The 24338-nt window shown below is 41.8% G+C and carries 22 protein-coding genes and 1 pseudogene; 10 read left to right on the top strand and 13 right to left on the bottom strand.

Features of this window, described 5'->3' with window-relative positions; all coding sequences use genetic code 11:
- Nucleotides 1–582: 582 nt before the first annotated feature.
- The 7 genes from putP to Q4550_RS14175 all read left to right on the top strand — a co-directional run bounded on the left by putP (nucleotide 583) and on the right by Q4550_RS14175 (nucleotide 8854).
- Nucleotides 583–2046: a sodium/proline symporter PutP gene (gene putP / locus Q4550_RS14145; RefSeq protein ID WP_303533693.1), complete on the top strand. Its 1464-nt coding sequence runs from the start codon at nucleotides 583–585 to the stop codon at nucleotides 2044–2046.
- A 234-nt stretch (nucleotides 2047–2280) separates the two neighbouring features.
- Nucleotides 2281–2571 (top strand): Asp-tRNA(Asn)/Glu-tRNA(Gln) amidotransferase subunit GatC, encoded by a 291-nt coding sequence (gatC, locus tag Q4550_RS14150; protein WP_226616418.1) that lies wholly within the window; start codon nucleotides 2281–2283, stop codon nucleotides 2569–2571.
- Nucleotides 2572–2585: 14 nt separating this feature from the next.
- On the top strand, nucleotides 2586–4034 hold the full coding sequence (gatA, locus tag Q4550_RS14155) for an Asp-tRNA(Asn)/Glu-tRNA(Gln) amidotransferase subunit GatA (RefSeq protein WP_303533695.1): 1449 nt from the start codon (nucleotides 2586–2588) through the stop codon (nucleotides 4032–4034).
- Between the two features lie 16 nt (nucleotides 4035–4050).
- Nucleotides 4051–5484: an Asp-tRNA(Asn)/Glu-tRNA(Gln) amidotransferase subunit GatB gene (gene gatB, locus Q4550_RS14160; RefSeq protein ID WP_303533697.1), complete on the top strand. Its 1434-nt coding sequence runs from the start codon at nucleotides 4051–4053 to the stop codon at nucleotides 5482–5484.
- 307 nt (nucleotides 5485–5791) lie between these two features.
- Nucleotides 5792–6739: a diacylglycerol kinase gene (locus Q4550_RS14165; protein WP_194222420.1), complete on the top strand. Its 948-nt coding sequence runs from the start codon at nucleotides 5792–5794 to the stop codon at nucleotides 6737–6739.
- A 214-nt stretch (nucleotides 6740–6953) separates the two neighbouring features.
- Nucleotides 6954–8321 (top strand): 23S rRNA (uracil(1939)-C(5))-methyltransferase RlmD, encoded by a 1368-nt coding sequence (rlmD, locus tag Q4550_RS14170; RefSeq protein WP_303533700.1) that lies wholly within the window; start codon nucleotides 6954–6956, stop codon nucleotides 8319–8321.
- Nucleotides 8322–8542: 221 nt separating this feature from the next.
- On the top strand, nucleotides 8543–8854 hold the full coding sequence (locus Q4550_RS14175) for an iron-sulfur cluster biosynthesis family protein (RefSeq protein ID WP_303533702.1): 312 nt from the start codon (nucleotides 8543–8545) through the stop codon (nucleotides 8852–8854).
- Between the two features lie 100 nt (nucleotides 8855–8954).
- Here Q4550_RS14175 and katG read toward each other — a convergent pair whose 3' ends face one another.
- Nucleotides 8955–11192, bottom strand: coding sequence for a catalase/peroxidase HPI (gene katG, locus Q4550_RS14180; protein WP_303533704.1), 2238 nt, complete (start codon nucleotides 11190–11192; stop codon nucleotides 8955–8957).
- A gap of 302 nt (nucleotides 11193–11494) precedes the next feature.
- On the bottom strand, nucleotides 11495–12319 hold the full coding sequence (locus Q4550_RS14185) for a Cof-type HAD-IIB family hydrolase (protein ID WP_303533707.1): 825 nt from the start codon (nucleotides 12317–12319) through the stop codon (nucleotides 11495–11497).
- A 388-nt stretch (nucleotides 12320–12707) separates the two neighbouring features.
- On the opposite strand from Q4550_RS14185, the gene Q4550_RS14190 reads away from it, so the two are divergent.
- Nucleotides 12708–13358 (top strand): SDR family oxidoreductase, encoded by a 651-nt coding sequence (locus tag Q4550_RS14190; RefSeq protein WP_303533710.1) that lies wholly within the window; start codon nucleotides 12708–12710, stop codon nucleotides 13356–13358.
- Between the two features lie 222 nt (nucleotides 13359–13580).
- Here the strand turns inward: Q4550_RS14190 and Q4550_RS25180 are convergent.
- The 6 genes and pseudogenes from Q4550_RS25180 to hxlA all read right to left on the bottom strand — a co-directional run.
- Nucleotides 13581–13667: pseudogene (locus Q4550_RS25180) on the bottom strand (YjcZ family sporulation protein); the annotation flags it as partial.
- A gap of 419 nt (nucleotides 13668–14086) precedes the next feature.
- The gene (locus Q4550_RS14200) at nucleotides 14087–14686 is read right to left on the bottom strand and encodes a response regulator (protein WP_303533716.1); all 600 of its coding nucleotides are present in this window, start codon (nucleotides 14684–14686) and stop codon (nucleotides 14087–14089) included.
- A complete protein-coding gene (locus Q4550_RS14205) occupies nucleotides 14683–15819 on the bottom strand; it encodes a sensor histidine kinase (RefSeq protein WP_303533718.1) in 1137 nt (378 codons plus the stop codon). The genes Q4550_RS14200 and Q4550_RS14205 overlap by 4 nt, the downstream gene beginning before the upstream one ends.
- A gap of 132 nt (nucleotides 15820–15951) precedes the next feature.
- Entirely contained in the window at nucleotides 15952–17010 is a 1059-nt protein-coding gene (gene desA, locus Q4550_RS14210; RefSeq protein WP_194222399.1) for a Delta(5) desaturase DesA, read from the bottom strand.
- A 204-nt stretch (nucleotides 17011–17214) separates the two neighbouring features.
- Nucleotides 17215–17769, bottom strand: a complete 555-nt coding sequence (gene hxlB, locus Q4550_RS14215; RefSeq protein WP_194222398.1) for a 6-phospho-3-hexuloisomerase — start codon at nucleotides 17767–17769, stop codon at nucleotides 17215–17217.
- A gap of 6 nt (nucleotides 17770–17775) precedes the next feature.
- Nucleotides 17776–18405 (bottom strand): 3-hexulose-6-phosphate synthase, encoded by a 630-nt coding sequence (gene hxlA, locus Q4550_RS14220; protein ID WP_194222397.1) that lies wholly within the window; start codon nucleotides 18403–18405, stop codon nucleotides 17776–17778.
- A gap of 185 nt (nucleotides 18406–18590) precedes the next feature.
- Between hxlA and Q4550_RS14225 the strand changes: the two genes are divergently transcribed.
- On the top strand, nucleotides 18591–18953 hold the full coding sequence (locus Q4550_RS14225) for a winged helix-turn-helix transcriptional regulator (RefSeq protein WP_303533723.1): 363 nt from the start codon (nucleotides 18591–18593) through the stop codon (nucleotides 18951–18953).
- Between the two features lie 43 nt (nucleotides 18954–18996).
- On the opposite strand, the gene Q4550_RS14230 is transcribed toward Q4550_RS14225, so the two are convergent.
- The 5 genes from Q4550_RS14230 to Q4550_RS14250 all read right to left on the bottom strand — a co-directional run bounded on the left by Q4550_RS14230 (nucleotide 18997) and on the right by Q4550_RS14250 (nucleotide 23327).
- Nucleotides 18997–19797 (bottom strand): alpha/beta hydrolase family protein, encoded by an 801-nt coding sequence (locus tag Q4550_RS14230; RefSeq protein ID WP_303533725.1) that lies wholly within the window; start codon nucleotides 19795–19797, stop codon nucleotides 18997–18999.
- Nucleotides 19798–19931: 134 nt separating this feature from the next.
- Entirely contained in the window at nucleotides 19932–20120 is a 189-nt protein-coding gene (locus tag Q4550_RS14235) for a spore germination protein (protein WP_194222395.1), read from the bottom strand.
- A 143-nt stretch (nucleotides 20121–20263) separates the two neighbouring features.
- The gene (locus tag Q4550_RS14240) at nucleotides 20264–21913 is read right to left on the bottom strand and encodes a lactate permease LctP family transporter (RefSeq protein ID WP_303533727.1); all 1650 of its coding nucleotides are present in this window, start codon (nucleotides 21911–21913) and stop codon (nucleotides 20264–20266) included.
- A 32-nt stretch (nucleotides 21914–21945) separates the two neighbouring features.
- Complete coding sequence (locus tag Q4550_RS14245; RefSeq protein WP_483298562.1) at nucleotides 21946–22896, bottom strand: L-lactate dehydrogenase; 951 nt, start codon at nucleotides 22894–22896, stop codon at nucleotides 21946–21948.
- Nucleotides 22897–23084: 188 nt separating this feature from the next.
- A complete protein-coding gene (locus Q4550_RS14250) occupies nucleotides 23085–23327 on the bottom strand; it encodes a hypothetical protein (protein ID WP_303533730.1) in 243 nt (80 codons plus the stop codon).
- 176 nt (nucleotides 23328–23503) lie between these two features.
- On the opposite strand from Q4550_RS14250, the gene Q4550_RS14255 reads away from it, so the two are divergent.
- The gene (locus tag Q4550_RS14255; protein ID WP_303533731.1) at nucleotides 23504–24331 is read left to right on the top strand and encodes a nucleotidyltransferase; all 828 of its coding nucleotides are present in this window, start codon (nucleotides 23504–23506) and stop codon (nucleotides 24329–24331) included.
- Nucleotides 24332–24338 lie beyond the last annotated feature (7 nt).

The raw sequence follows: 24338 nt of genomic DNA on the forward strand, positions 1-24338 counted from the left end.
AGTAATCTTTCCGATTTGTTTTGTTCATTATAGTAAAAAGTCTTAAAAAGGTATTGGAGTGGGAAGGGTGAAAATTACATGGAAAAAATAGTTGTGATAATTAGCATTATGGAGGTATGAAAAGAAGGGGAACGCGGCAATCTATAAAAAAATATTTCAATTTGAAGATTAACATTACAAAATAGTGGGTAAATGTTACTAGAGTATGTAGATGAGGGAAATATTGGTCAATTAATTTAAATAAATTTTCTTGAATACTTATGACATAAAAGTTGCTAAAAGAAGAGAAATCTCTTTCATTATGTATTTTTATTCATTGAAAAGTTTATCTTATAATATTTGCATTGTTCAGAAAAATATTTTGTGATATAGTAATCATTGGTTTGTAAAGGACTAATGGTCTACTGGAATAATTTGAATTCACAGCAAAAATGCATAGTTGTGAATATTGACTTTGGAGGGGGTGAAAGTGTGGAATATACCTTAACTACCGCAACATGGTTCTGGCTACTTATACCAATGCCTTTATTAGTCGTATTATCAATAATAACTTTTTTTACCGAAAGGAGAGAATAGTACTCGATGAGTATTGAGACGCCAACGTTAGTCACATTTATAGTGTACCTTGTCGGTATGCTCGCAATTGGATTAATTGCTTACAAAATGACAAGTAACTTATCTGATTATGTTCTTGGAGGAAGAAGATTAGGTGGATCTGTAGCCGCACTTAGTGCCGGAGCATCAGATATGAGTAGCTGGCTCTTACTAGGCCTACCTGGTGCAATGTATGCAGGTGGTATGAGTCAAATTTGGATTGGGATTGGGCTCGCAATCGGAGCTTACCTGAACTGGCAGTTTGTTGCATCGCGTCTTCGCCGTTATACAGAAGTGGCGAATGATTCGATTACGGTTCCTGATTACCTTGAAAACCGTTTTCGTGATAGTTCGAAAGCACTACGCGTGATTTCAGCAATTGTCATTCTTGTATTCTTTACGTTCTATACGTCTTCAGGTCTTGTTGGGGGCGCAATCCTGTTTGAAAGCTCGTTCGGAATGAGCTATGAAAGCGCATTGTGGATCGGTGCACTTGTTATTATTTCTTATACGTTCCTTGGTGGTTTCTTAGCGGTAAGCTGGACAGATTTCTTCCAGGGAATACTTATGTTCCTTGCACTTGTTGTCGTGCCAATTGTTGCCCTAAATGAAATGGGTGGCTGGAGCGAAACAGTTAATCAAGTCGGTGCAACGGATACAACTTATCTCGATATCTTTACTGGTATGAGCTTTATGGGGATTATCTCCCTGCTTGGTTGGGGACTTGGTTACTTTGGCCAACCTCACATCATCACTCGTTTTATGGCAGTTAAATCTTCGAAAGAGATTCCTAAAGCACGCCTTGTTGGTATGTCATGGATGGTTCTTTCACTGTTTGGTGCAATCTTTACTGGTTTCATCGGTATTGCCTATTTCGATGCGGGCCTTCCGAACTCGGAAACAGTCTTTATTGAATTTACACAAGTGCTCTTTAATCCATGGGTTTCCGGCTTCTTGCTTGCTGCAATCCTATCTGCGATTATGAGTACAATTGACTCTCAGCTTCTTGTATCTTCAAGTGCTGTTGCGGAGGACTTCTATAAAGCGATCCTTCGTAAGAATGCTAGTCAGACTGAGCTTGTATGGGTAGGTCGTATCGCGGTTCTTGCGATTGCGTTACTTGCTATTCTACTTGCTTACAACCCTGATAGCAGTGTTCTTGATCTTGTAAGTTATGCGTGGGCCGGCTTTGGTGCCGCATTTGGGCCTGTTATTATACTGAGTCTATTCTGGAAACGTATGACGCGTAATGGTGCCCTTGCTGGTATCATCACGGGTGCAGTAGTCGTTATTCTATGGGCTCAATTATCAGGCGGACTATTCGACCTTTACGAATTGATTCCAGGCTTTATTCTTGCATGGATCGCTGTTATGGCATTCAGCTTTGTAGGTAAAGAACCTGGTAAAGAGATTGAAGATGAATTTGAAGCAGCTAAGACATCTGAATTTTAATCAGCTTTATTCAAGAGGCTCATCCCAATAAGGGGTGAGTCTTTTTTTGAAATAAGAATGGGACAAGCTATAGACGCAAGCCCTAAAACAGAAGTTAAACAAACGTTTGATTAATTCGACTTAATTAAACGTTTGTTTAAAATTGGAACAGACGGCGTTCTGTTGCTTAATGAAGCTTGTTTTTGGTATCATCTATATATTGCAGGTTGTTCGAAATTTGTGGAGGTGAAAGTGATGTCCAGAATTACCAAAGAAGAGGTTAAGCATGTAGCGAACCTCGCTAGACTAGAAATGGATGAGGCAGAGGTCGAGAAGTTTACAACTCAGCTTGATGACATTATTTCAATGGCGGAGCAGCTGAATGAATTAGATACAGAGAACGTTGAGCCTACAACGCATGTTCTCGATTTAAAAAATGTACTTCGTGAAGACAAAGTACAGCCGTGGTTATCTCGTGAGGAAGCATTGAAGAATGCACCTGATAAAGAGAATGGTCAAGTAAAAGTTCCATCAATATTTGAGTAAGGGAGGCAACGTCCTTGTTTGATAAAAGCATAAGTGAGCTTCACAGCTTGCTTCATAAGAAAGAATTATCCGTCAGTGAACTTGTTCAAACCTCGTTTGATCGTATTCATACGGTCGATGAAAAGGTAAAAGCATTCATGACGTTAAATGAAGAAGGAGCAATGCAATCAGCAAAAGCGCTTGATGAAAAGCTCGGTACAGAAGATGCAAGAGGGCTTCTTTTTGGTCTCCCTGTAGGTGTGAAAGATAACATTGTTACAAAAGGACTTCGTACAACAGCGTCAAGCCAGCTTCTAAGCAACTTTGACCCATTACATAATGCAACAGTGGTTGAACGTTTAAATGCAGCGGAAACCATCACTGTGGGCAAATTGAATATGGACGAGTTCGCGATGGGTTCTTCTAATGAGAACTCTGGCTTCTTTGGCACGCGTAACCCATGGAACACCGATTATGTACCTGGTGGCTCAAGCGGCGGCTCAGCTGCATCTGTTGCTGCTGGAGAAGTTTTCTTCTCACTTGGCTCTGATACAGGTGGTTCAATCCGTCAGCCAGCTGCTTTTTGTGGTGTTGTAGGATTAAAACCTACTTACGGACTCGTTTCTCGATTTGGCTTGATCGCGTTCGCATCATCACTCGATCAAATTGGACCAATCACAAACACCGTAGAAGATAACGCCTATCTTCTTCAATCTATTGCAGGTCACGATAAGATGGATTCAACATCAGCGAACGTTGACGTTCCAGATTACCTTTCTAGCCTAACTGGCGATGTAAAAGGTCTTCGTATTGCTGTACCGAAAGAATACCTTGCTGAAGGTGTAGATGAAGACGTGAAGAACAGCGTCCTTCAATCACTTAAAAAGCTTGAAGAGCTTGGCGCAACTTGGGAGGAAGTATCTCTACCTCACTCTAAATATGCTGTAGCGACATACTATCTTCTTTCTTCTTCAGAAGCATCAGCTAACCTTGCTCGCTTTGACGGCGTCCGCTATGGCGTTCGTGCTGAAGCTGAGAACCTTCTTGATCTTTATAAGAAAACAAGAAGCGAAGGCTTTGGTGACGAAGTGAAGCGACGTATTATGCTTGGTACATTTGCACTTAGCTCTGGCTATTACGATGCTTATTATAAGAAAGCACAAAAAGTTCGTACGCTCATCAAGAATGACTTTGAAAAAGTATTCGAGGACTACGATGTGATTATCGGACCTACAACGCCGACACCAGCCTTTAAAGTAGGCGAGAAGATTGATAACCCGCTAACGATGTATGCGAATGATATTCTCACAATCCCGGTTAACCTTGCAGGCGTTCCTGCGATTTCCGTACCTTGTGGTTTATCAAATGGCCTACCTGTTGGACTTCAAATAATCGGAAAGCACTTTGATGAGAAGACCGTTTACCGCGTAGCTCATGCATTTGAGCAAGCAACGGATCATCATAAGGCTAAACCAGAGCTGTAAGGGGTGACGACTGAAAATGAATTTTGAAACTATTATTGGTCTGGAAGTTCACTCAGAACTGAAGACAAACACAAAGATTTTCTGTAATTGTTCAACGAATTTCGGTGCGCCGCCTAACACGAACGTTTGCCCGATCTGTCTAGGTCATCCTGGTGTTCTTCCAGTGATGAACGAACAAGCTGTTGATTATGCGATGCGTGCGGCAATGGCATTGAACTGTGAAATTGCACAAGATACGAAGTTTGACCGTAAAAACTATTTCTACCCAGATAATCCGAAAGCTTATCAGATCTCACAATATGATAAGCCAATCGGTGAAAACGGATGGATTGATATTGAAGTAAACGGCAAAACAAAGCGTATCGGTATTACGCGTCTTCACCTTGAAGAAGATGCTGGTAAGCTCACGCACGTTGATGGAGAGAACCACTCTCTTGTTGACTTCAACCGTCAGGGTACACCTCTAGTTGAGATCGTATCTGAACCGGATATTCGTACACCTGAAGAAGCGTATGCTTACCTTGAGAAGCTAAAAGCGATTCTTCAATATACGGAAGTGTCTGACTGTAAAATGGAAGAAGGATCTCTTCGTTGTGATGCGAACCTTTCTCTTCGCCCATATGGACAAGAAGAGTTTGGTACAAAAACTGAGCTTAAGAACTTGAACTCATTTGCTAACGTACAAAAAGGTCTTCAATTCGAAGAAGTACGTCAGGAGAAAGAACTTCTAGCAGGAAACGTGATCGGCCAGGAAACGCGTCGTTATGACGAAGCTGGCAAGAAAACAATTCTGATGCGTGTGAAAGAAGGATCTGACGACTACCGTTACTTCCCAGAGCCTGACCTTGTTCGTCTAGCGATTAATAAAGAGTGGATGGACCGCGTGCGCGAAGATATTCCTGAACTTCCAGATGCTCGTCGTGAGCGCTATGTGCAGAAATATGATCTTCCAGAGTACGATGCGATGGTACTCACTCAGTCTAAGAAAATGTCTGATTTCTTCGAAGTAGCGATTGACCAGGGGGCTGATCCTAAACAAGCCTCAAACTGGTTGATGGGGGAAGTATCGGCATACTTAAATGCGAACTATAAAGAAATTGATGAAGTTGCCCTAACTCCGGAAGGATTAGGCAAACTGATTTCTCTAATCGAGAAAGGAACAATTTCTTCTAAGATCGCGAAGAAAGTATTCAAAGATCTTATCGAAAAAGGCGGCGATCCTGAACAGATCGTTAAAGACAAAGGCCTTGTTCAGATTTCTGACGAAGGCGAGCTTCGTTCAATCGTTTCAGGTATTCTTGACGAGAACGAACAATCCATCGAAGACTACAAAAACGGGAAAGACCGCGCACTCGGCTTCCTCGTTGGTCAAGTGATGAAGGCAACCAAAGGAAAAGCAAATCCTCCAATGGTAAACAAACTCATTGTTGAAGAAATGGATAAGCGATAAATTGTGAAACCCTCCCATTGCGGAGGGTTTTTTTATTGTCTATATAGAAGTGCAAGCTTGTTCCACTCATCCGCATTTTTTCGGCTTTGCTTTTTTTTAGGGAAAAGCCTATAATCAGAACAGAAGGTTAAGCGGTGGAAAACGGTCACGAGAATGTGGGCGTTTTTTGTTTGCGACTATCATATAAATAAAAGAAGACATTACTTAAGAGAACGCGTACGATTGTTGTCCAAACCAAATCAAAAAAGTAACCATACATGCAAATCAGAATGAAAGAATTAAGATAGAGAAGATAGGATGATGAAGGATGAAACGTGCAAGACTAATTTATAATCCAACGTCCGGTAGAGAACAAGTGAAGCGCTCGCTGCCATATATTTTAGAACGCCTTGAAGTAAATGGATACGAGACGTCTGCCCATGCAACCACTTGTGAAGGGGATGCAACGGAAGCAGCGCGCATCGCTGTAGAAAGACGATTTGATCTTGTCATTGCTGCGGGTGGAGACGGAACGATTTATGAAGTAATCAATGGCATCGCTGAGCAGCCGTATCGTCCGAAAATGGGGATTATTCCAGTTGGTACAACGAACGATTTCGCACGAGCGATTGGCGTTCCTCGCACAGTTGAAGGTGCTATGGATGTCCTATGCAACGGCCTTGAAATGCCAATTGATATTGGTCGTGTAAACGAACATTACTTTATCAACATCGCAGGTGGCGGACGTCTGACTGAATTAACGTATGAAGTGCCTAGTAAGCTTAAAACAATGCTTGGCCAGCTAGCTTATTATATGAAAGGCATCGAAATGCTTCCATCCATTCGCCCGGCGAGGACTCGGATTGAATATGATGGAAAACTCTTTGAAGATGAAATTATGCTTTTTCTAGTCTCTAACTCAAACTCCATCGGCGGATTTGAAAAGCTAGCCCCTCATGCGTCATTGAATGATGGACTGTTCGACCTCATGATTTTGAAAAAGACGAACATCGCAGAATTCATTCGGATCGCAAGCAGTGCGCTACGTGGTGATCATATTAATGATCCGAATGTGGTCTACAAAAAAGCAAGTCACATCAAAGTAGAATCAGTCGATAAAATGCAGCTCAACCTGGACGGAGAGTACGGCGGCCCACTTCCAGCAGAGTTTACGAACTTATATCGTCACATCACAATGATCGTCCCGAAAGAAACGAGCGAAAAACATACAAATGAAGAAGAAGCCGCGCACAAGCGCGCGATTTCAGGTGAGTAGAAGTGAATGGGAGAAGTCAGAGACTGAGAGCTCTGGCTTTTTCTGTTGTAGTGGAGGATCTGGGAGTGGAGGAGGAAATTTGGGTTTGGCCAATAAACCATGAAATCGAGCTCGCTTCACGTGCAAAAAGCACCGCGCTGTTACATTTCGCGATCCATTCACACTGTGGTACAATTTTTGTACATGAAATTGAACGGAAAAGGACGGAAACCAAATGAGTAATCAAGAAGTACCTGTAAAAAAGAATGACGTTGTTGAAGTAAAGTTCAGAGACCTTTCCCATGACGGAGCAGGGGTTGCGAAAATAGACGGTTACACGCTTTTCGTCCCGTACGGTATCCCTGGCGAAACAGCGAACGTGAAAGTGATCAAAACGAAGAAAGGTTACGGCTTCGGAAAGATTCTTGATGTGAAAGTTGAGAGCGAAGACCGTAACACGCCGCCATGCCCGATTTTCTATCAATGCGGCGGCTGTCAGACCCAGCATATTACGTATGATAGTCAGCTAAGATTCAAGCACAAGCAAGTTCAAGACGTGATGGAACGCATCGCGAAGATCGATGTGCCCGTTCATCCTGTGATAGGTATGGAAGACCCATGGCGCTATCGTAACAAAGCGCAGGTTCCTGTTGGTGAACAGAACGGTAAAATCGTCGCTGGCTTCTACCAGCAGCGCAGCCACCAGATTATCGACATGGATCAGTGTTTGATCCAGGAGCAGGAAAACGACGAAGTTCTTCGCGTTGTGAAAGAGATCGCTGAAAAGTACGGCATCCGCGCTTACGACGAGCGCTCTCATCGCGGAACGCTTAGACACGTTGTTGCAAAATACGGGAAGCAAACGGACGACATCATGGTCGTTATTGTCACAAAGAATAAAGACTTGCCGAATCGAAAAAACATCATCAAAGACATCACTGAGCAACTTCCAAAAGTGAAATCGATCGTTCAAAACGTAAATCCAAAGCGCACAAACGTGATCTTCGGTGACGAAACCCGCGTCCTGTGGGGCTCACCATACATTTACGATACGATCGGCGACATTAAATTCGCGATTTCAGCACGCTCGTTTTATCAAGTAAACCCGGATCAAACGAAAGTCCTTTACGATCAGGCGCTTGAATACGCTGGACTCACTGGAAATGAAACAGTCATCGATGCTTATTGCGGCATCGGGACGATTTCTCTTTTCCTCGCGCAAAAAGCAAAGCAGGTATACGGCGTTGAAATCGTACCAGAAGCGATTGAAGATGCGAAGCGAAATGCCGAGCTAAACGGCATCACAAACGCAGAATTTGCGGTTGGCGAAGCAGAAAACGTCATCCCGGCCTGGAAAGAGCAGGGCATCAAGCCTGACGTGATTGTCGTTGACCCACCACGTAAAGGCTGCGACGAAGCGCTGCTACAAACGATTATTGATATGAAGCCTGAGAAAGTTGTGTACGTATCTTGTAATCCGGCTACGCTCGCTCGTGATCTACGCATCTTAGAAGATGGCGGGTTTGAAACGAAGGAAGTTCAGCCTGTTGATATGTTCCCACATACGACGCACGTGGAGTGCGTAGCCGTACTAGAGCTATAATAAACTTCACTAAATCCCACCTTAACTCCAGAGTTAAGGTGGGATTTTAATTAGTTGCAATAAAGAGGTCGATTTATAGGAAGATACGTCTTTATAATTGTAATGACTGTTGAGAATATATTTTGTGCAATCGAATAGAGTGCAATTAAATTGAATCGGATATAGCGGTGTGATATGGTTTAGGCGTGAAGCATTATTGTATTCTTGAAGGAGTGAGGACCTTGACTATTACGTTTACGGACGCTGCAATTGAACAGTTAACTACAGAGGATTACGTAGCTTTTCAGCTTAATCCTAGTTTAGGTGGATGTAGCATTGGTGCCGACTGGATTACATTTAAAGCTTTGTCATCCAATAAAGCACAGACAGGTGAGAAGTTGGTAGAGACTAATTATAAGCCTGTGATTTTAGGAGTTAAGCACGAATCCTTTTTCAAAGAAGATATGATCATTGACTACTCTAGTAAAAGAAATGCATATATGTTAAAAAGCAAAAGTGAGATTCTCAGTTCTCGTTTGCCATTAGAAAAATAAGTTAGATTTACGAGTGAAAACATCAGGAATAGAAAGACGATCGAAAAAAAGCACCATCTCAAACGCTTAGAAGCGGTTGAGATGGTGCTTTTATGATTTATTAAGCGTTAGACGCCATCTTATCCTTACTCGTTTTCAGATCAAAACGATCGGCATTCATAATCTTCACCCATGCCGACACAAAGTCGCGCACGAATTTCTCTTTATTGTCCTCTTGTGCATAGACTTCTGCGTAAGCACGGAGGATGGAGTTTGAACCGAAGACGAGGTCAACGCGTGAAGCAGTGCGGACGAGTTCGCCTGTTTTACGGTCGCGTCCTTCGTATTCATTAAAGTCAGCTGGCTTCCATTGAATTCCCATGTCGAGTAGGTTTACAAAGAAGTCGTTTGTTAGTGTACCAACGCGATCAGTGAACACGCCATGCTTCGTACCCTTGTGGTTTGTCCCGAGTACGCGCATACCACCAATAAGAACGGTCATTTCAGGAGCAGTTAGACCGAGAAGCTGTGACTTGTCGACTAGAAGTTCCTCAGGACTTAACGTGTATTCCTTCTTCTGATAGTTACGGAATCCGTCAGCCATTGGCTCTAATACGTCAAAGCTTTCAACATCTGTTTGCTCTTGCGTTGCATCCCCGCGTCCTGGTGCGAATGGAACAGTAACGTCAACACCAGCATCTTTTGCCGCTTTTTCTACAGCTGCACTACCACCAAGAACAATCAAGTCAGCAAGGCTAACTTTTTTATCAAGTTTGCTTTGGATTTTCTCATATACGGATAGGACTTTTGATAATTGTTCTGGTTCATTTACATCCCAGTTCTTTTGTGGTTCTAAGCGGATACGTGCACCATTAGCACCACCGCGATAATCAGAACCGCGATACGTACTTGCAGAAGCCCAAGCTGTTGTCACAAGCTCGCTGACACTTAATCCGGAGTCCAGGATTTTAGCTTTCAGGTTTTCAACTTCAGCAGCAGTCAATTCGTAATCCACATTCGGGATCGGGTCCTGCCAGATCAAATCTTCCTGTGGTACTTCAGGGCCAAGGTATCTTTCTTTCGGTCCCATGTCACGGTGAAGCAATTTGAACCATGCACGTGCAAATTGATCAGCGAAATATTCGATATCCTCGTGGAAGCGACGTGATATCTTTTCATAGATTTCATCTTCACGAAGCGCCATATCTGCTGTTGTCATCATAGTATTCACTTTGATTGAAGGATCTTCAGCATCTGGTGCAAGGTGCTCTGGTTTAGGATTCACTGGTTTCCATTGGTGAGCTCCTGCAGGGCTTTTCGTTAATTCCCACTCATATCCGAATAGTAAGTCGTAGTATCCGTTATCCCATTTTGTTGGATTAGCGGTCCATGCGCCGTCTACACCACTTGTAATTGTGTCTCGACCTTTACCACTTCCGTAAGAGTTCTTCCAACCAAGTCCCTGCTCTTCAATATCAGCAGCTTCCGGTGAGGCTCCAACGTTAGCTTCAGCGTCTCCTGCTCCGTGCCCTTTACCGAACGTGTGACCACCAGCAATCAAGGCAACTGTTTCTTCATCATTCATTCCCATACGGGCAAATGTTTCACGAATGTCACGTGCGCTTCCTAGCGGATCTGGTTCGCCGTTTGGTCCTTCTGGATTTACATAGATAAGTCCCATTTGAACAGCAGCTAGCGGGCTTTCGAGCTCGCGGTCGCCTGAATAACGGTTGTCACCGAGCCATTCTTTCTCGGTACCCCAATAGATATCCTCTTCTGGATGCCACACGTCTTCGCGGCCTCCGGCAAAACCAAATGTGTTCAAGCCCATTGATTCAAGAGCAACGTTACCCGTGATGACGAGTAAATCAGCCCAAGAGATCTTATTTCCGTACTTTTGCTTAATTGGCCAAAGGAGACGACGTGCTTTATCAAGGCTTGCGTTATCAGGCCAGCTGTTGAGCGGTGCAAAACGCTGTGAACCTGTAGCGCCGCCGCCACGTCCGTCACCAGTACGGTATGTACCGGCTGCGTGCCATGACATACGGATGAAGAGAGGGCCATAATGTCCGTAATCAGCTGGCCACCAGTCCTGGCTGTCTGTCATTAAGTCACGAAGATCCTGCTTCAGTGCATAATAGTCCAGTTTTTTGAATTCTTCAGCATAATCGAATTCTTCACCCATTGGGTTGCTTTTGCGGTCGTGCTGTTGAAGTAGTTGCAAGTTTAACTGGTTCGGCCACCAGTCTTTATTTGTAGTCTTCACTTTAGTTGTGGTGATGGCGCTATCTTCCTTTGTTTGGCCGTGAGAGACAGGGCACTTCCCAGCTTGACTGTCATGCATTTCGTTTTTATCCATATTTCAATCTCCTTCCGAATTTAAGAAAATTAATTATAACCTCTATTAGATTATAATTATAATAAATTAATAATCATTTTGGAAGAGTTATGCACTAATTTTTACAAAATAATTTTAATACCGCGTATTATAAAACGGTTACAATTAATGAAAATGAAGGAGCCACCCTTGTTTCGGGTTTATTTATCCACTTACTATATATTTTCGATTTCATTACGAGTTTACCTCTTTCAAAAAACAGTTTATGGCACATCAAATAATAGAAAAGAGAGGCGGTAATCCCCGCCTCTCTTTTTAGTAACTTATTTTGTTATAAGCTGACCCTTCAAAAGAAACTTTTCAACCACTTTTGCGACACCATCATTCTCGTTCGTATCTGCAATATAGTCGGAAATCTTTTTGATGTCATCGGGAGCATTACCCATTGCAACACCGAGGCCTGCAAATTCAATCATTTCTTGATCATTATAGCTGTCTCCAACTGCAATGACTTCTTCCCGTTTAACACCGAGTTCGTTAATAAGCTTCTCGATGCTCGTGCCTTTCGTAATCCCTTTATCAGTAAACTCGAGAAAGTAAGGCTTAGAACGCATCACGCTGAATTCTTCACCTAACTCAGCTTGAAGTTTAGTTTCCACTTTCTTCAGGTGCTCCGGTTCACCAACCATCAGAACTTTTACCACCGGTTCTGTAACACGATCGATAAACGAATCGACGACAGTGATTGGTAGACCTGTTAGATCAGACTCAATTGTTGTGTAGGGATTTTCTTCGGAGGTAATAATTTCATTCTCGACATAAGTATGGATATAGACGTTCTCTCGAAGACTGATTTCATAAAGTCGTTGAACAGCTTCGACAGATAATGTCTGACTGAAGAAATCTTTTTTGGAATGACAGTTAATAATCTTTCCGCCATTAAAAGAAAGCATATAACTCCCATAGTCTGCAAGAAGGAGCTCCTCGGCATATGGAACCATTCCGAATGTTGGGCGTCCAGACGCAAGCACGACTTTGTTTCCTTCTTGCTGAGCTTGCATAAGAGCTTCTTTACTTCGAGCAGAAATCATTTGATCAGCATTGAGCAATGTATCGTCTAAATCTAATACAATCATTTTATATGACATATGTGATTTTCATCTCCTTACTAGTTTCCTTTCCCATTTTACTAGAAATCATGAGATAGAGGGGGAGGGATTAGTAAATGGAAAAAAGTAATTAATGTATTAATTACGAGTAGAAGGTTAAATCATAATCGATATAATAGAGAACTAGTTAAATTCATTGGGCTGCTCATGGTCAATTCCGTGAGACTTCCCCACACTTTTAGAATACTTATAAGCTAATTTAATAGAAAGATTTATCCATTTTACTAAACTCTTATGCTTTACGTATTGAGTTAACGGGTATAACTAGTGTAGAGAAGTGATGTTACGAAACCATTTATAAGAATGGATAACATTGTGCTAATGATCATTTGATAGCTTAATATACTTAGAAAGGGTGTAGTAAAGAATGAAAGTACTTATTGTTGGAGCAAACGGTCAGGTTGGAAAGCATCTTGTTTCATTTATTCAAGATCATAAAGACTTAGAAGCGAAAGTTATGATTCGAAAAGAGGAGCAAGCTTCCTACTTTAAAGATTTAGGTGCTGAAACAGCGGTAGTTGATTTGGAAGAAGACATCCCCGCTCTAGCAAAAGCTGCTGAAGGCGTAGATGCTGTTGTATTCACAGCAGGTTCTGGACCAAACACTGGAGCAGACAAAACCGTTCTTGTTGATTTAGACGGTGCTGTAAAAACAATTGAGGCTACAAAACAAGCTGGTGTGAAGCGTTTTATTATGATCAGTTCTTTTGATACATCTCGTGAAGCCATCCAGTCTGCACCTTCTTCATTTTCACCATACGTGGTCGCTAAACATTATGCAGACAAATGGTTAAGAGCAACTGATCTGGATTATACAATTATCCATCCAGGTTTATTAACAAATGATAATGGAATTGGCAAAGTGAATGCAGCCTACGAAGTAGAGAGAAATGAAATTCCTCGAGAAGATGTGGCAAGTGTCATTGTGGCCACTCTTGAAAATGATGCAACCATTGGGAAAGAATTTCAGGTTGTAACTGGAACAAATTCAATTAAGGATGAAATTGGTTCACTGTAATTGAGAAAGGGATAAGTCAGTGAATGAAGCGATAGGAATAGATTAAAAGGAGAGCACCTGATATCAGGTGCTCTCCTTTTAAATGGTAGTTACTAACAAGTGTATTTTATCAGAAACGATCCAGTATGAACGTTCTTTTTCCAAATATTTCTGAAGGGGATGTGAACAGAAGGACAAAAAAACAACCACCAGGAATTCTCCCTGATGGTTGTGATATAAAAATTAGCAATCTTGCCCTTTAACAAACGCAGCGCCAACGATAATAAGAAGAATGAACAAAACAACGATCAACGCGAAGCCATTCCCGTAACGAGCGCCACCTACCTGGTTTCCACAGCCGCCGTATCCAGCGCCGCCTACCTGGTTTCCACATCCGTAACCATAACTCATGAAATCATCTCCTTTCATAGGATCTTCTTTAGTGTATGAAGGAGATATGAATCGTGCTTAGGTGATGGACTAGGTAGAAGAAAGTTAGGTAGATCTTTATAAGACCAATAACAAAATTCTGCTTTACTAAAGTAGAATTTTGTTATTTCTATTTAAATGAAGCATACCCTTCATCAGCCATTACGACGCTACAATTAGCAACTAAGAGAACGTGATATCGTCATGGTAGAGATCGAAGAAGGGGATCATGAAAGGGTGTATCTTGCTCTTGTTCGTCATCGAGAAGGAAAAGTTTGTAACTAACATGAAAAAACATTTCTAAAAAAAGGACCGGTTCATTACTTGAACCAGCCCTTTTCCTTAAATCGCGATATCGCTTCAATTCGATTTGTTACTTCTAATTTATCCAGAATCACAGAAATATAATTACGAACCGTTCCAGGGGTGATGTAAAGTTCACTTGAAATGTCTTTTGTGTTTTTACCATCAGCCATTAACTGAATGACTTGCTTCTCACGTTCTGTTAGCGGATTTTCATTACCGAAAGCTAGATCCACTAACTCAGGCGAGAAAATCCTCTGACCCTCAATGATCTTTCGAATCGAGTTTGCGAGCTCATCACTCGGACTATCCTTCAGAAGATAGCCACTAACGCCAGCTTTACGAGCGCGTTCGAAATAACCAGCACGAGCAAAGGTTGTTAGTATAATGATTTTACATGAATGACTGCTTAGTTCTTCAGCTGCATCAAGTCCGCTTTTAAGTGGCATTTCAATGTCCATAATACAAATGTCTGGCTGTAATTCTTTTACTAAAGAAATCGCTTCTTCACCATTCGTCGACTGACCGACAACTTCCATTCCTTCTTCTAGATCGAGTAAGGAGCCAAGCGCCCCAAGTAGCATACGCTGATCCTCCGCAAGCACGATGCGTATCACACCGATCCCTCCTGTTCTTTTTGTTGAATCACATTTGGTACACGAATATTTAAAGTTGTTCCTGTTGAAGAATTAATATCAAGAGAGCCGTTTACGAATTCTAGTCGCTCTCTCATCCCCTGTAGTCCGTGTCCTTTGAATGAAGTTGTTCCTTCTGGGATGCCATCACCGTTATCTTCGACTTGAATGAGGACATCTGTTGGAGATTGTTCAATCAGAACTCTGCACCATGAAGCGTTACTGTGCTTGACGATATTCGTCACAGCTTCTTTGAGACACATACTTAAGACATTTTCTACGAGTAACGGTGTATTCTCAAGTTGTTGATTACCTTCAAAATGAAATTCCATCTCTGCGGCCTGTAAAATTTGTTGTACGCGTAAAAGCTCGTCTTCAACTCTTGCTCCACGCATATTCGATACCATTTCACGTACTTCTTTTAGAGCGGTTCTGGCTGTTTGTCGAATATCATGAATTTCATTAATAGCAGCATCAGGCTTAACAGGAATTAGCTTTCTAGCTAAATCACTTTTAAGTCCGATCATCGATAGTTTTTGCCCGAGTGTATCATGTAAATCTCGCGCAATCCGTTCTCTTTCTTCAATCACCATCAGCTGCGAAATTTTCTCATTCGCGTTTTGGAGTTGTTGCTCCAAGCGGTGCTGTTTGTTTCGATAGCGAATGGTAAAAGGAAGCAGAGCCACTCCAAGCACACAGATGAAGATAAATGGGAGCTGTGGTAGTAATGTATCATCGTGAGTGAAGAATATAATCACTGTTGCTGCAATCGTCGTTGTGAGATGAACAATATAGAGTGTTAGAAAGCCTGCTTTATTTTCGATGCTACCAATGAAAAACGCTAAAAACAGAGCGAAGTAGACATAACCGAATAAGATCGTCATCACAATACTTATGGCCATTTCAATGCTGACCCATAAATAGACTAATTTACTATTTGATATGAAAGATAATCGATAGGATAAGAAAAATAAAAGAATGACGAAGATGCCGATTGTAATTTCTATAACCGATGAAGAACGGAAAATAAAAAAGAAGGGTAGCAAACAAAAAATAATCCACACGTAAGAACTGATCCCAGTGTTCTTAGGAATGATATGATACCAGCTTTGCATAGGGATCTCCTTTCGAGGTGCTTTAATTACAGGATATACCATCAGTATTCGCCTGTCACTTATCTATCATTAGTATAATCTCTTAAAAGATATTGAAAAACCCATCCAGGCTGAATGGGTTTTTCAGTAATGTTATTTTTCCTGGAAGCTTGGTCTTTTCGTAGTCATCATCGCAAGCTTTGCAGGGTTTTTAAGAAGTGGTTTTACTTCTTTAAATGTAACGAACGTTTTGTTCTTTGTATCATATAGACGGAATCGAATGGATTCAAGACTTGATAATAACGTAATCGTCGTCGCCTTATGCAATGGAGGCGTTGATTCATGCGCCTTTTCAAGATGATAGTTTGGCACTCTTGGACTTAAGTGATGCACGTGATGATACCCGATGCTTCCGGATACCCACTGAAGAAGTTTAGGAAGTTTATAGTAAGAACTGCCATCCACGGCTGCTTTTACAAAGTCCCACTCTGTTTCATCTTCATAATAAGAGTCCTCGAATTGGTGCTGAACATAGAACAACCAGATTCCAAGTGACCCAGCAACATAAAGAATTGGAAGTTGAATGATTAGAAACGCTTCCCATCCAATAGCCAGGATCAATAGGGAATAGATCGCAACGATTGATGCGTTGGTAATGTATGTGCTCATACGCTCTTTACGTTTCGCGTCTTTGCGATTAAAACGGTTAGCGATAAGGAAAAGGTAGATCGGACCAAGCCCGAACATCACAATCGGGTTACGGTAGAGCCGATAAGCGAGTCTACCCCAGAATGTAGCCGCAGCATACTCTTCAACTGTCATCACCCAGATATCGCCTGTTCCACGCTTATCTAAGTTTCCACTTGTTGCGTGATGAATATTATGCTCGCGTTTCCATTTTTCAAACGGGAAGAGAGTAATGATCCCAGAGATCGTACCAACTATCCGGTTTGCTTTTTGACTCTTGAAGAAAGAGCCGTGTGTGCAATCGTGAAAAATAATAAAGATTCGAACGACAAATCCTCCTGCGATCATCGCAAGTGGAACGGCTAACCAGGCAGACACGCTTAAGCTCTGATAAGCTAGAAACCATAGCAATAAGAATGGAAGAAGGGTGTTCAAGAGCTGTCGTACCCCTACGACCGTGTCGGGTTTTGCGAAAGTTGATACACTTTTTTTCAATTCTTTTTGTTTTTGTTTTTGTTCATTCATATGGTTACCCCTTTGTTAGGCATAGTTGAAATAACGTTAAGCCTAATGATAGAGGATTTGGTGTCATGGTGTAAGACACAAACGTCAGGACATAACCATGATAAATGTCATGGGTTTGTTGGGGATAAAAGGAAGGTGGAGTGGATTATCATACAAAAAAGCCTGTGAAACCTCTAAAGTAGAGGTTTCACAGGCATTTTAACACTATTCTAAGTTCGCATGCTTTCCATACATCTTATTCGTATCCAACCCTTTCTTATCCATAAAGCGTAAAATGATCGCATCATAGAAAAGTAAAAGAGTCTGTTCAAATAAAGAGCCCATTGGCTGAATCGTTTCATAATCACCTGACTGATCCTTTGGTGAACCTGGTAGTGTTACGATGATGTCTGCTAGCTCGCCAATTGTTGAGTCGGGATTAATTGTTACAGCAGCGATCTTTCCGCCGATATTGGCGGCCTTATTCGCAATGGAAACGAGCTGTTTCGTTTCACCAGAACCTGATCCGATGATGATAAGATCACCTTCTTCAAAGTTTGGTGTAACCGTTTCGCCAACAACGTAAGCATCAATTCCCATGTGCATCATGCGCATCGCAAAAGACTTTGCCATAAAGCCAGATCGACCACCGCCAGCAACAAAAACCTTGTTCGCTTCGAGAATTTCGTTAGCGAGCTGTTCCGCTTCTTCGTCAGCAATGAGATCTACTGAACGATTTAGCTCATCAATGATTTCAGCTAAATAGTGAGTAGTCTGCATGATTGATTATCCTTTAATAAGCTCTTGCATTTTTGATGCAACGGCTTTTTTGTCGTCTTCACCAGTAATACCGCCACCTACGATGACAAGGTCTGGTTGTACTTTTACAACTTCTTCAAGAGAATCAAGCTTAATGCCACCAGCGATTGCTGTTTTCGCGTTCTTTACGACGCCTTTAATTGTTTCAAGGTCTTCGAAAGAATTCTGGCCTTTTGCTTGAAGATCGTATCCAGTGTGGACACAAATATAGTCAACGCCAAGTGCGTCTACTTCTTTCGCACGAGTTGCGAGATCTTTCACTGCCATCATGTCAACAAGGATTTCCTTACCTTGTTTCTTCGCTTCTTCAACAGCACCTTTAATTGATTCATCTTCAGCAGCACCAAGAATTGTGATGATATCTGCGTTAGATTCAGATGCTTTCATAACTTCATAACCTGCTGCATCCATAATTTTAAGGTCTGCAAGGACTTCAAGGTTAGGGAATGCTGCTTTCATATCTTTGACAGCACGAAGACCTTCATTGATGACGATCGGCGTACCGATTTCAACGATATCAATATGTTCCTGAACTTCTTTCACAAGTTCAATTCCTTCTTCTGTGTTTACCAAGTCTAATGCTAGCTGTAATTTCATAATACGTTCACTCCCAATCCATAATTTTCTTTCTCTCTCTCTTGTCCGACACCAATATAATCGATCTGTTGGTGTAGTAGCAAGTATACTGCTTACAACCTATTAATGTAAGTACGCACATTAAACTTACATAGTGTCAAAAAGTATACTATGAGTTATACTAGGCTTAAACGGAGGTGATGCGTATGTCACGTACCCAGGATAAAACATTTTATTGTGAAAAAGAATTAACGCTTACGGTTATCGGAGGCAAATGGAAAATGCTTATCTTATGGCATTTAGGCAAGCAGGGAACGAAGCGATTTGGTGAGCTAAAGTCACTAATGCCGGGAATTACACAGCGTATGCTAGTCAACCAGCTACGAGAATTAGAAGACGACCAAATCGTACATCGAGAAGTATACCCTGTTGTCCCTCCGAAAGTAGAGTATTCCCTTACCGAGCAAGGTGAAACATTGATGCCTATACTCGACTCCATGTATGAGTGGGGTAAGAATTACAATCAGAACGTCCTTGGCAAACCGATTGAGTCGAAAGAGTCTGTATAGAAATAAACGAAAAGCCGGGGCGCTCCCCGGCTTTTCGTTTATTTTAATATTCGACTAATAGTGAAAGTTCTTCCTTAATCGTTTCCCATGCAAATGAAGTCGTATTGGTCAGCACAAAGTGTTCTGCTGAGGGGAGTTCGATCAATTTAACAAAATCGCCTTCGCCCTCAGCTTCGCGCTGGTAGTAATCACTAATCCCGATCGGAACATTGATATCTAGCGCACCATGAACGAGAATCTGTTGAACACCAAGTGGAAGAAGTTCCACAGGGGAAGCATTTTTGTAGCGCTCTGGATATTCTTTAGGCGAACCACCTAATAGTTCTGCAGTAGGATTATTTGGTTTAAGAGAGAGGACTTGATCTCTGTACTCATGCACACCATGCATCATCTCAAGGTCGTTCACACCTGCAAGGCTAACCACTCCGTGAATAGGAAGAGGGGTGTCCGTAATGAATAACTCACTATTTTTATCCATGCGGTGACGGGCAGCAATCCATGTAGCAAGATGGCCCCCAGCTGAATGTCCAATCGTAACCACTTTGTTTAGATCGAGCGGAAAGGATTCTGCAAGTGTCCTTATGTAGTCAGTTGCTTCTGCAGCATCTGTAAGTGTTCCTGGATAACCTCCGCCTTCTTGTCCCGTTCGACGGTATTCAATGTTCCACGTGGCAAATCCACTCGCTGTTAAATCTTCCGCCACTTCTCTCATAATCTCGAGTGTGAACGGTTTTCTCCAAAAGCCGCCGTGAATAACGATTGCTACGGGGAAAGGTCCTTCTCCTTCTGGAAGTCGTAGTTCGCCAAATTGATTTTCGTTCTCTCCGTAGAAAAATTTCTCCATGTTACTTACCACCTCTCAGATTGGATTAGAGTCCTTTTCATTATCGCATATCTCCTGAAACTTTCATTACGTTAGGAATTGAAAAAACCAATCGTTAATCGATTGGCTTTACTTCATAAAAAGAATAATGATGCCTATTGTCCGGACTTTATTCCCTTTGCAACGCTATAAAAATTATTTACAATCATGAATGATCCTGTATTGCCCCCACCGGATCCGCTAACCGTATTACTTACGGAGATTGGGGAGATCGTGTGTGCACATTGAACTACCGTTCCGCTGTTGTTTGTAATGATCACTGGTCCTCTAATAAAACAACCCATTTATTTCACTCCTCAAAAGCCATCTTCTGATAGCAGTATATGGACAAACTGATTGAATGGTGTGGACATGTCTTTAAAATTATCGTCTAAATTTAGTTAAGCAAAAAAATAGAAGTCAGTTTCCTGACTCCTAAAATAAATGGTTAACTTATGAAAATCGCTTGCGCAAAAGTGATCCCCCCGGTGATGAGTAAAAAGACGAAGCTATATTTGAGAGTGAACCGGAAGAGATCTCCTTCTCGTCCTACTAGGCCAACCGCACCTGTTGCAACAGCGATAGACTGTGGAGAGAGCATCTTAGCCATAACACCGCCTGCTGTATTCGCAGCAACGAGGACAATCGGAAGAACGGCAATTTGTTGAGCAGTAATTTGTTGCAAGTTTCCGAATAAAGCATTGTTAGACGTAACAGAACCAGTTAAGAATACGCCAATCCATCCTAGAAGTGGAGACAGGAATGGGAAGACACCTCCGGTAGCAGCAAGAGCTAGACCTAATGTGGAGCTCATGCCACTATAATTCGCAATGAAGGCAAATCCTAGCACCATCATAATTGTAAGAACGGGCTTTTGAAGTTCTTTTACTGTTTCAACAAAAGCTTCTAGCGCTGCTTTAGGACTCATTCTAAGAATGAAGATGGATAGGATCGCAGCGATGAAGATAGCCGTTCCTGTTGCTGAAAGAAGATCAAGTTTCAACATCGCACCGTAGGGTGTTTGTTCACTTACAATTGGTGCTGTTTTAATAACGAGATTATGGAGTCCGGGTACAGGAATTTGAAGGATTGTTGCTTCAAGTAATCCCCCTTCTACAAATAAATTCTTGAAAGGTTTTAGACTCCAAATCGTGACCATTGCTGTTAATGCAATGAACGGAGACCATGCTTTTAAAATTCGTCCAGCTGTTAGCTGAGCTTCTGGATCAAGAGACACAGCAAGCTGTGCTTCAGCTGGGTCAATCGTATGGTTTTGCTGCATTTTTGGATGCCAAACCTTCACGAATACAGCTACGGCTACTAAACTAACGATTGAAGACGTGATGTTAGGCAGCTCTGGTCCAATAAACGTTACTGTTGCCCATTGTGTAATGGCATAAGTACTTCCGGCTACAAGAGCTGCTGGCCATACTTCTTTCAAACCTTTCAAACCATCCATAATGACGACGAGTAGGAATGGAATTGTGAAAGAGATAAATGGAAGAGACGTGCCAAGAAATTGACCAATTTCCATTGGAGCGAGCCCGCTCACTTGACCAGCAACAATGACAGGGATGCCCATTGCCCCAAATGCTCCACTAGCTGTATTGGCGATTAAACAAAGGCCCGCTGCTTTAAGTGGTTCGAATCCAAGTCCTACAAGAAGAGCAGCTGTAATCGCAATCGGTGCTCCAAAACCAGCTGCGCCTTCAAGAAACGCATTAAATGAAAAGGCGACGAGCAACATTTGGATTCGTTTGTCATCTGTAATGGATACAATGGAACTTCTGATAATATCGAATTGCCCACTTTTTACAGAAAGTTTATAAAGGTAGACAGCACCAATAACGATGTAAGAGATTGGCCATAAGCCAAATGCAAATCCGTAACCAGTAGTTGCTGCAACCATCGTAATAGGCATATCATAGAAGAGGATCGCAATTACGATAGCGAGCATCACTGTAACTGTAGCAGCGATATGCCCTTTCATTCGAAAAGCGGTAAGAGCAAGAAAGAAAAAGATAATCGGAATAAGAGCAATAAAAGCGGATAGCCAGATGTTATTAAATGGGTCATATACTTGTGTCCATGTTTCCAAGGGGATCACCTCTTAAGCGTTATAGTAGGTATTCATTTCATCGTCTCAAAACACGGTTTCATTGCTTCGCGTAACGTCCTTGCAGAATGATGCAGTTGTTTCATCTCGGTTTCTGTGAGATCAAGCTCTACAATCTCTCGAATACCGTTTCTGTCGATAATGGCTGGGGCGCCAATATAGATGTCATTAAGGCCATATTCACCTTGCATCAACGTAGAGATCGTTAGAATAGAGCTTTCGTTTCTTAGAATTGCTTTGGTCAGACGAACAAGTCCCATTGCAATACCGTAATAAGTTGCGCCTTTCCGATTAATAATGTGGTAAGCTGCGTCGCGGACGTTCGTAAAAATCTCGTCAAGTACTAGCAACTCTTCTTCTGATATCATTTTCGTTACTGGGCGGCTACTAATGGTAGCGTGGCTCCATACTGGAAGCTCCGTATCGCCATGCTCGCCGAGGATATAAGCATGTACATTTCTAGAATCGACTTGGAAATGATCGCCGATTAAGTAACGAAGTCTTGCGGTATCGAGAATCGTACCAGAACCAATAACGCGTTCCATCGGTAGTCCAGAGAATTTCCATGTAGCATAAGAGAGGATATCTACTGGATTGGTTGCAACGATAAATAGTCCGTCAAAACCACTCTCCATAACAGCAGTGACAATTCCCCTAAAGATGTTTACATTCTTTTCAACAAGATCAAGTCTCGTTTCCCCAGGTTTCTGATTTGCGCCGGCTGTAATCACGACAATATCAGCATCTCGGCAGTCTTCGTAATCCCCTGCCCAGATTCTCATAGCTGATCTAAACGGCATCCCGTGATTTAAATCTCTGGCTTCTCCTTCGGCTTTTTCTTTATTTAAGTCAATGAGCACCATTTCATTTACAACTTCTTGATTTAATAAGGCGAAGGCATAGCTTGTTCCAACAAATCCCGTTCCAATGACAGCCACTCTCGTTGTATATCGTTCGTTTTTCATATTCATTCCACCAATCTATTGTATGTGATGTCTTTCACATACTTAATATAACGTGGATTAAAATGCTCATATGTGACAAAGATCACATGGAAGGGTTTACATATAAAATTAATTTTAAAAGGTAAAATAAACATGATTAAATGAGAAGTCTATGTAAAAAAACGCTCAAAATCTGAGCGCTTTGTTTTTTACCAGAAAAAGAAAGGTGACCAGCTATAAGCGGCGATGGAGGCAAGACCGACTGCAATGAGAGCCGCTCCGAAAAAGAAGTGGCTACCAAAGCCTGGCCCATCGTTTTCGCCATCCATCGGGCGAAGGTAGACATTGTCGCGGTCACAGTGATCGATGTAACCGTAATGCGTTTTGCCATCATGACATCGAATGGCTACACACCTACCAGCGTTTTTAGTAAATTCGTCGTGATAAGACATGTTATTCCTCTTTTCTTGTTAAATGTAAGATTCGGGAAACTCTTAGATCGTGCATTATTACCTTATGAAATTCAAATAGGTGAGGTTTGGACAGGAATGGAGATAAAACAAAATAACAGCTCTTTTATAAAAGAAATAAAGTAGCTATGATAAGGATAGAACGAAGGAGGGGTGAAATGGACGGTATTAAACAAATTGGGTCTTTCTATCAAGTCGATCATGAGGGGTACCTTGTAAATGATACGTCTTGGGAGAAAATCAATAGAAACTATCGAAACGCGATCGATCGTGCTGTGGAGAATTTAACTATAGCTATGCCTTTAAGCAGCATTTATTTAAGAGGATCAGTGCCAAAGGGGAAAGGGATAGAAGGTGTGTCTGATCTCGATCTCATTGTTTTAACAGAGAACGGGAATGAGCAAGTAGCAGAATTATTGAATCAACAATTAGTTGATGAATTTCCATGGTTAAATGGGTGTGAGATAAGTTTCCATTCAGCTAAAGAGTTAGAGGGGTTAACTTCCTTTTCAATCATTCCATTCATGCTGAAAACGTCCAGTCTCTGTGTTTATGGAAAAGATGTGGCAAAAGCTATTCCTAGGTTCAAGCCAGATAGAGCTCTTGCAAATGATCATCTGATTCAGTTAGAAAACCACATCGTTCAGGCAAAAAGCGAGCTTGTTGGAAATGAAGATAGTGAGGATATAGCGGATTGCTGCGGATGGATTATGAAAATTATTGTCCGGAGCGGTCTCGCGCTTGTGATGGAGAAAGATCCAATGTATACAAGAGACCTTTATCCAGCTTATAAGCTGTTTAGTAATTTTTATCCACATAAAGAGTCTTATATGAAACAAGCCTTAACATACGCTGTATTTCCTACATCCTCAAGAGAAGAGATTACTCACTTTTTGGATCAGTATGGGGGTTGGCTTATTCAAGAAGCGAATGATTGGCTAAATGAGTATAACCCTGAAAGAGTTCGGCATCTTTCGATTGAGTAGTAAAAAG

The organism is Anaerobacillus sp. 1_MG-2023, from assembly GCF_030547345.1.
Lineage (GTDB): Bacteria > Bacillota > Bacilli > Bacillales > Guptibacillaceae > Guptibacillus > Guptibacillus hwajinpoensis_B.

Coding starts and splice junctions, on each gene's coding strand:
- Q4550_RS14245 (WP_483298562.1), bottom strand. CDS start 22,896: ATGAAAAACGAACGATATACAACGAGAGTGGCTGTCATTGGAACGGGA.
- Q4550_RS14165 (WP_194222420.1), top strand. CDS start 5,792: ATGAAACGTGCAAGACTAATTTATAATCCAACGTCCGGTAGAGAACAA.
- Q4550_RS14255 (WP_303533731.1), top strand. CDS start 23,504: ATGGACGGTATTAAACAAATTGGGTCTTTCTATCAAGTCGATCATGAG.
- putP (WP_303533693.1), top strand. CDS start 583: ATGAGTATTGAGACGCCAACGTTAGTCACATTTATAGTGTACCTTGTC.
- hxlB (WP_194222398.1), bottom strand. CDS start 17,769: ATGCAGACTACTCACTATTTAGCTGAAATCATTGATGAGCTAAATCGT.
- hxlA (WP_194222397.1), bottom strand. CDS start 18,405: ATGAAATTACAGCTAGCATTAGACTTGGTAAACACAGAAGAAGGAATT.
- Q4550_RS14205 (WP_303533718.1), bottom strand. CDS start 15,819: ATGCAAAGCTGGTATCATATCATTCCTAAGAACACTGGGATCAGTTCT.
- Q4550_RS14190 (WP_303533710.1), top strand. CDS start 12,708: ATGAAAGTACTTATTGTTGGAGCAAACGGTCAGGTTGGAAAGCATCTT.
- rlmD (WP_303533700.1), top strand. CDS start 6,954: ATGAGTAATCAAGAAGTACCTGTAAAAAAGAATGACGTTGTTGAAGTA.
- gatC (WP_226616418.1), top strand. CDS start 2,281: ATGTCCAGAATTACCAAAGAAGAGGTTAAGCATGTAGCGAACCTCGCT.
- Q4550_RS14250 (WP_303533730.1), bottom strand. CDS start 23,327: ATGTCTTATCACGACGAATTTACTAAAAACGCTGGTAGGTGTGTAGCC.
- Q4550_RS14185 (WP_303533707.1), bottom strand. CDS start 12,319: ATGTCATATAAAATGATTGTATTAGATTTAGACGATACATTGCTCAAT.
- Q4550_RS14235 (WP_194222395.1), bottom strand. CDS start 20,120: ATGGGTTGTTTTATTAGAGGACCAGTGATCATTACAAACAACAGCGGA.
- gatB (WP_303533697.1), top strand. CDS start 4,051: ATGAATTTTGAAACTATTATTGGTCTGGAAGTTCACTCAGAACTGAAG.
- Q4550_RS14230 (WP_303533725.1), bottom strand. CDS start 19,797: ATGGAGAAATTTTTCTACGGAGAGAACGAAAATCAATTTGGCGAACTA.
- Q4550_RS14225 (WP_303533723.1), top strand. CDS start 18,591: ATGTCACGTACCCAGGATAAAACATTTTATTGTGAAAAAGAATTAACG.
- desA (WP_194222399.1), bottom strand. CDS start 17,010: ATGAATGAACAAAAACAAAAACAAAAAGAATTGAAAAAAAGTGTATCA.
- katG (WP_303533704.1), bottom strand. CDS start 11,192: ATGGATAAAAACGAAATGCATGACAGTCAAGCTGGGAAGTGCCCTGTC.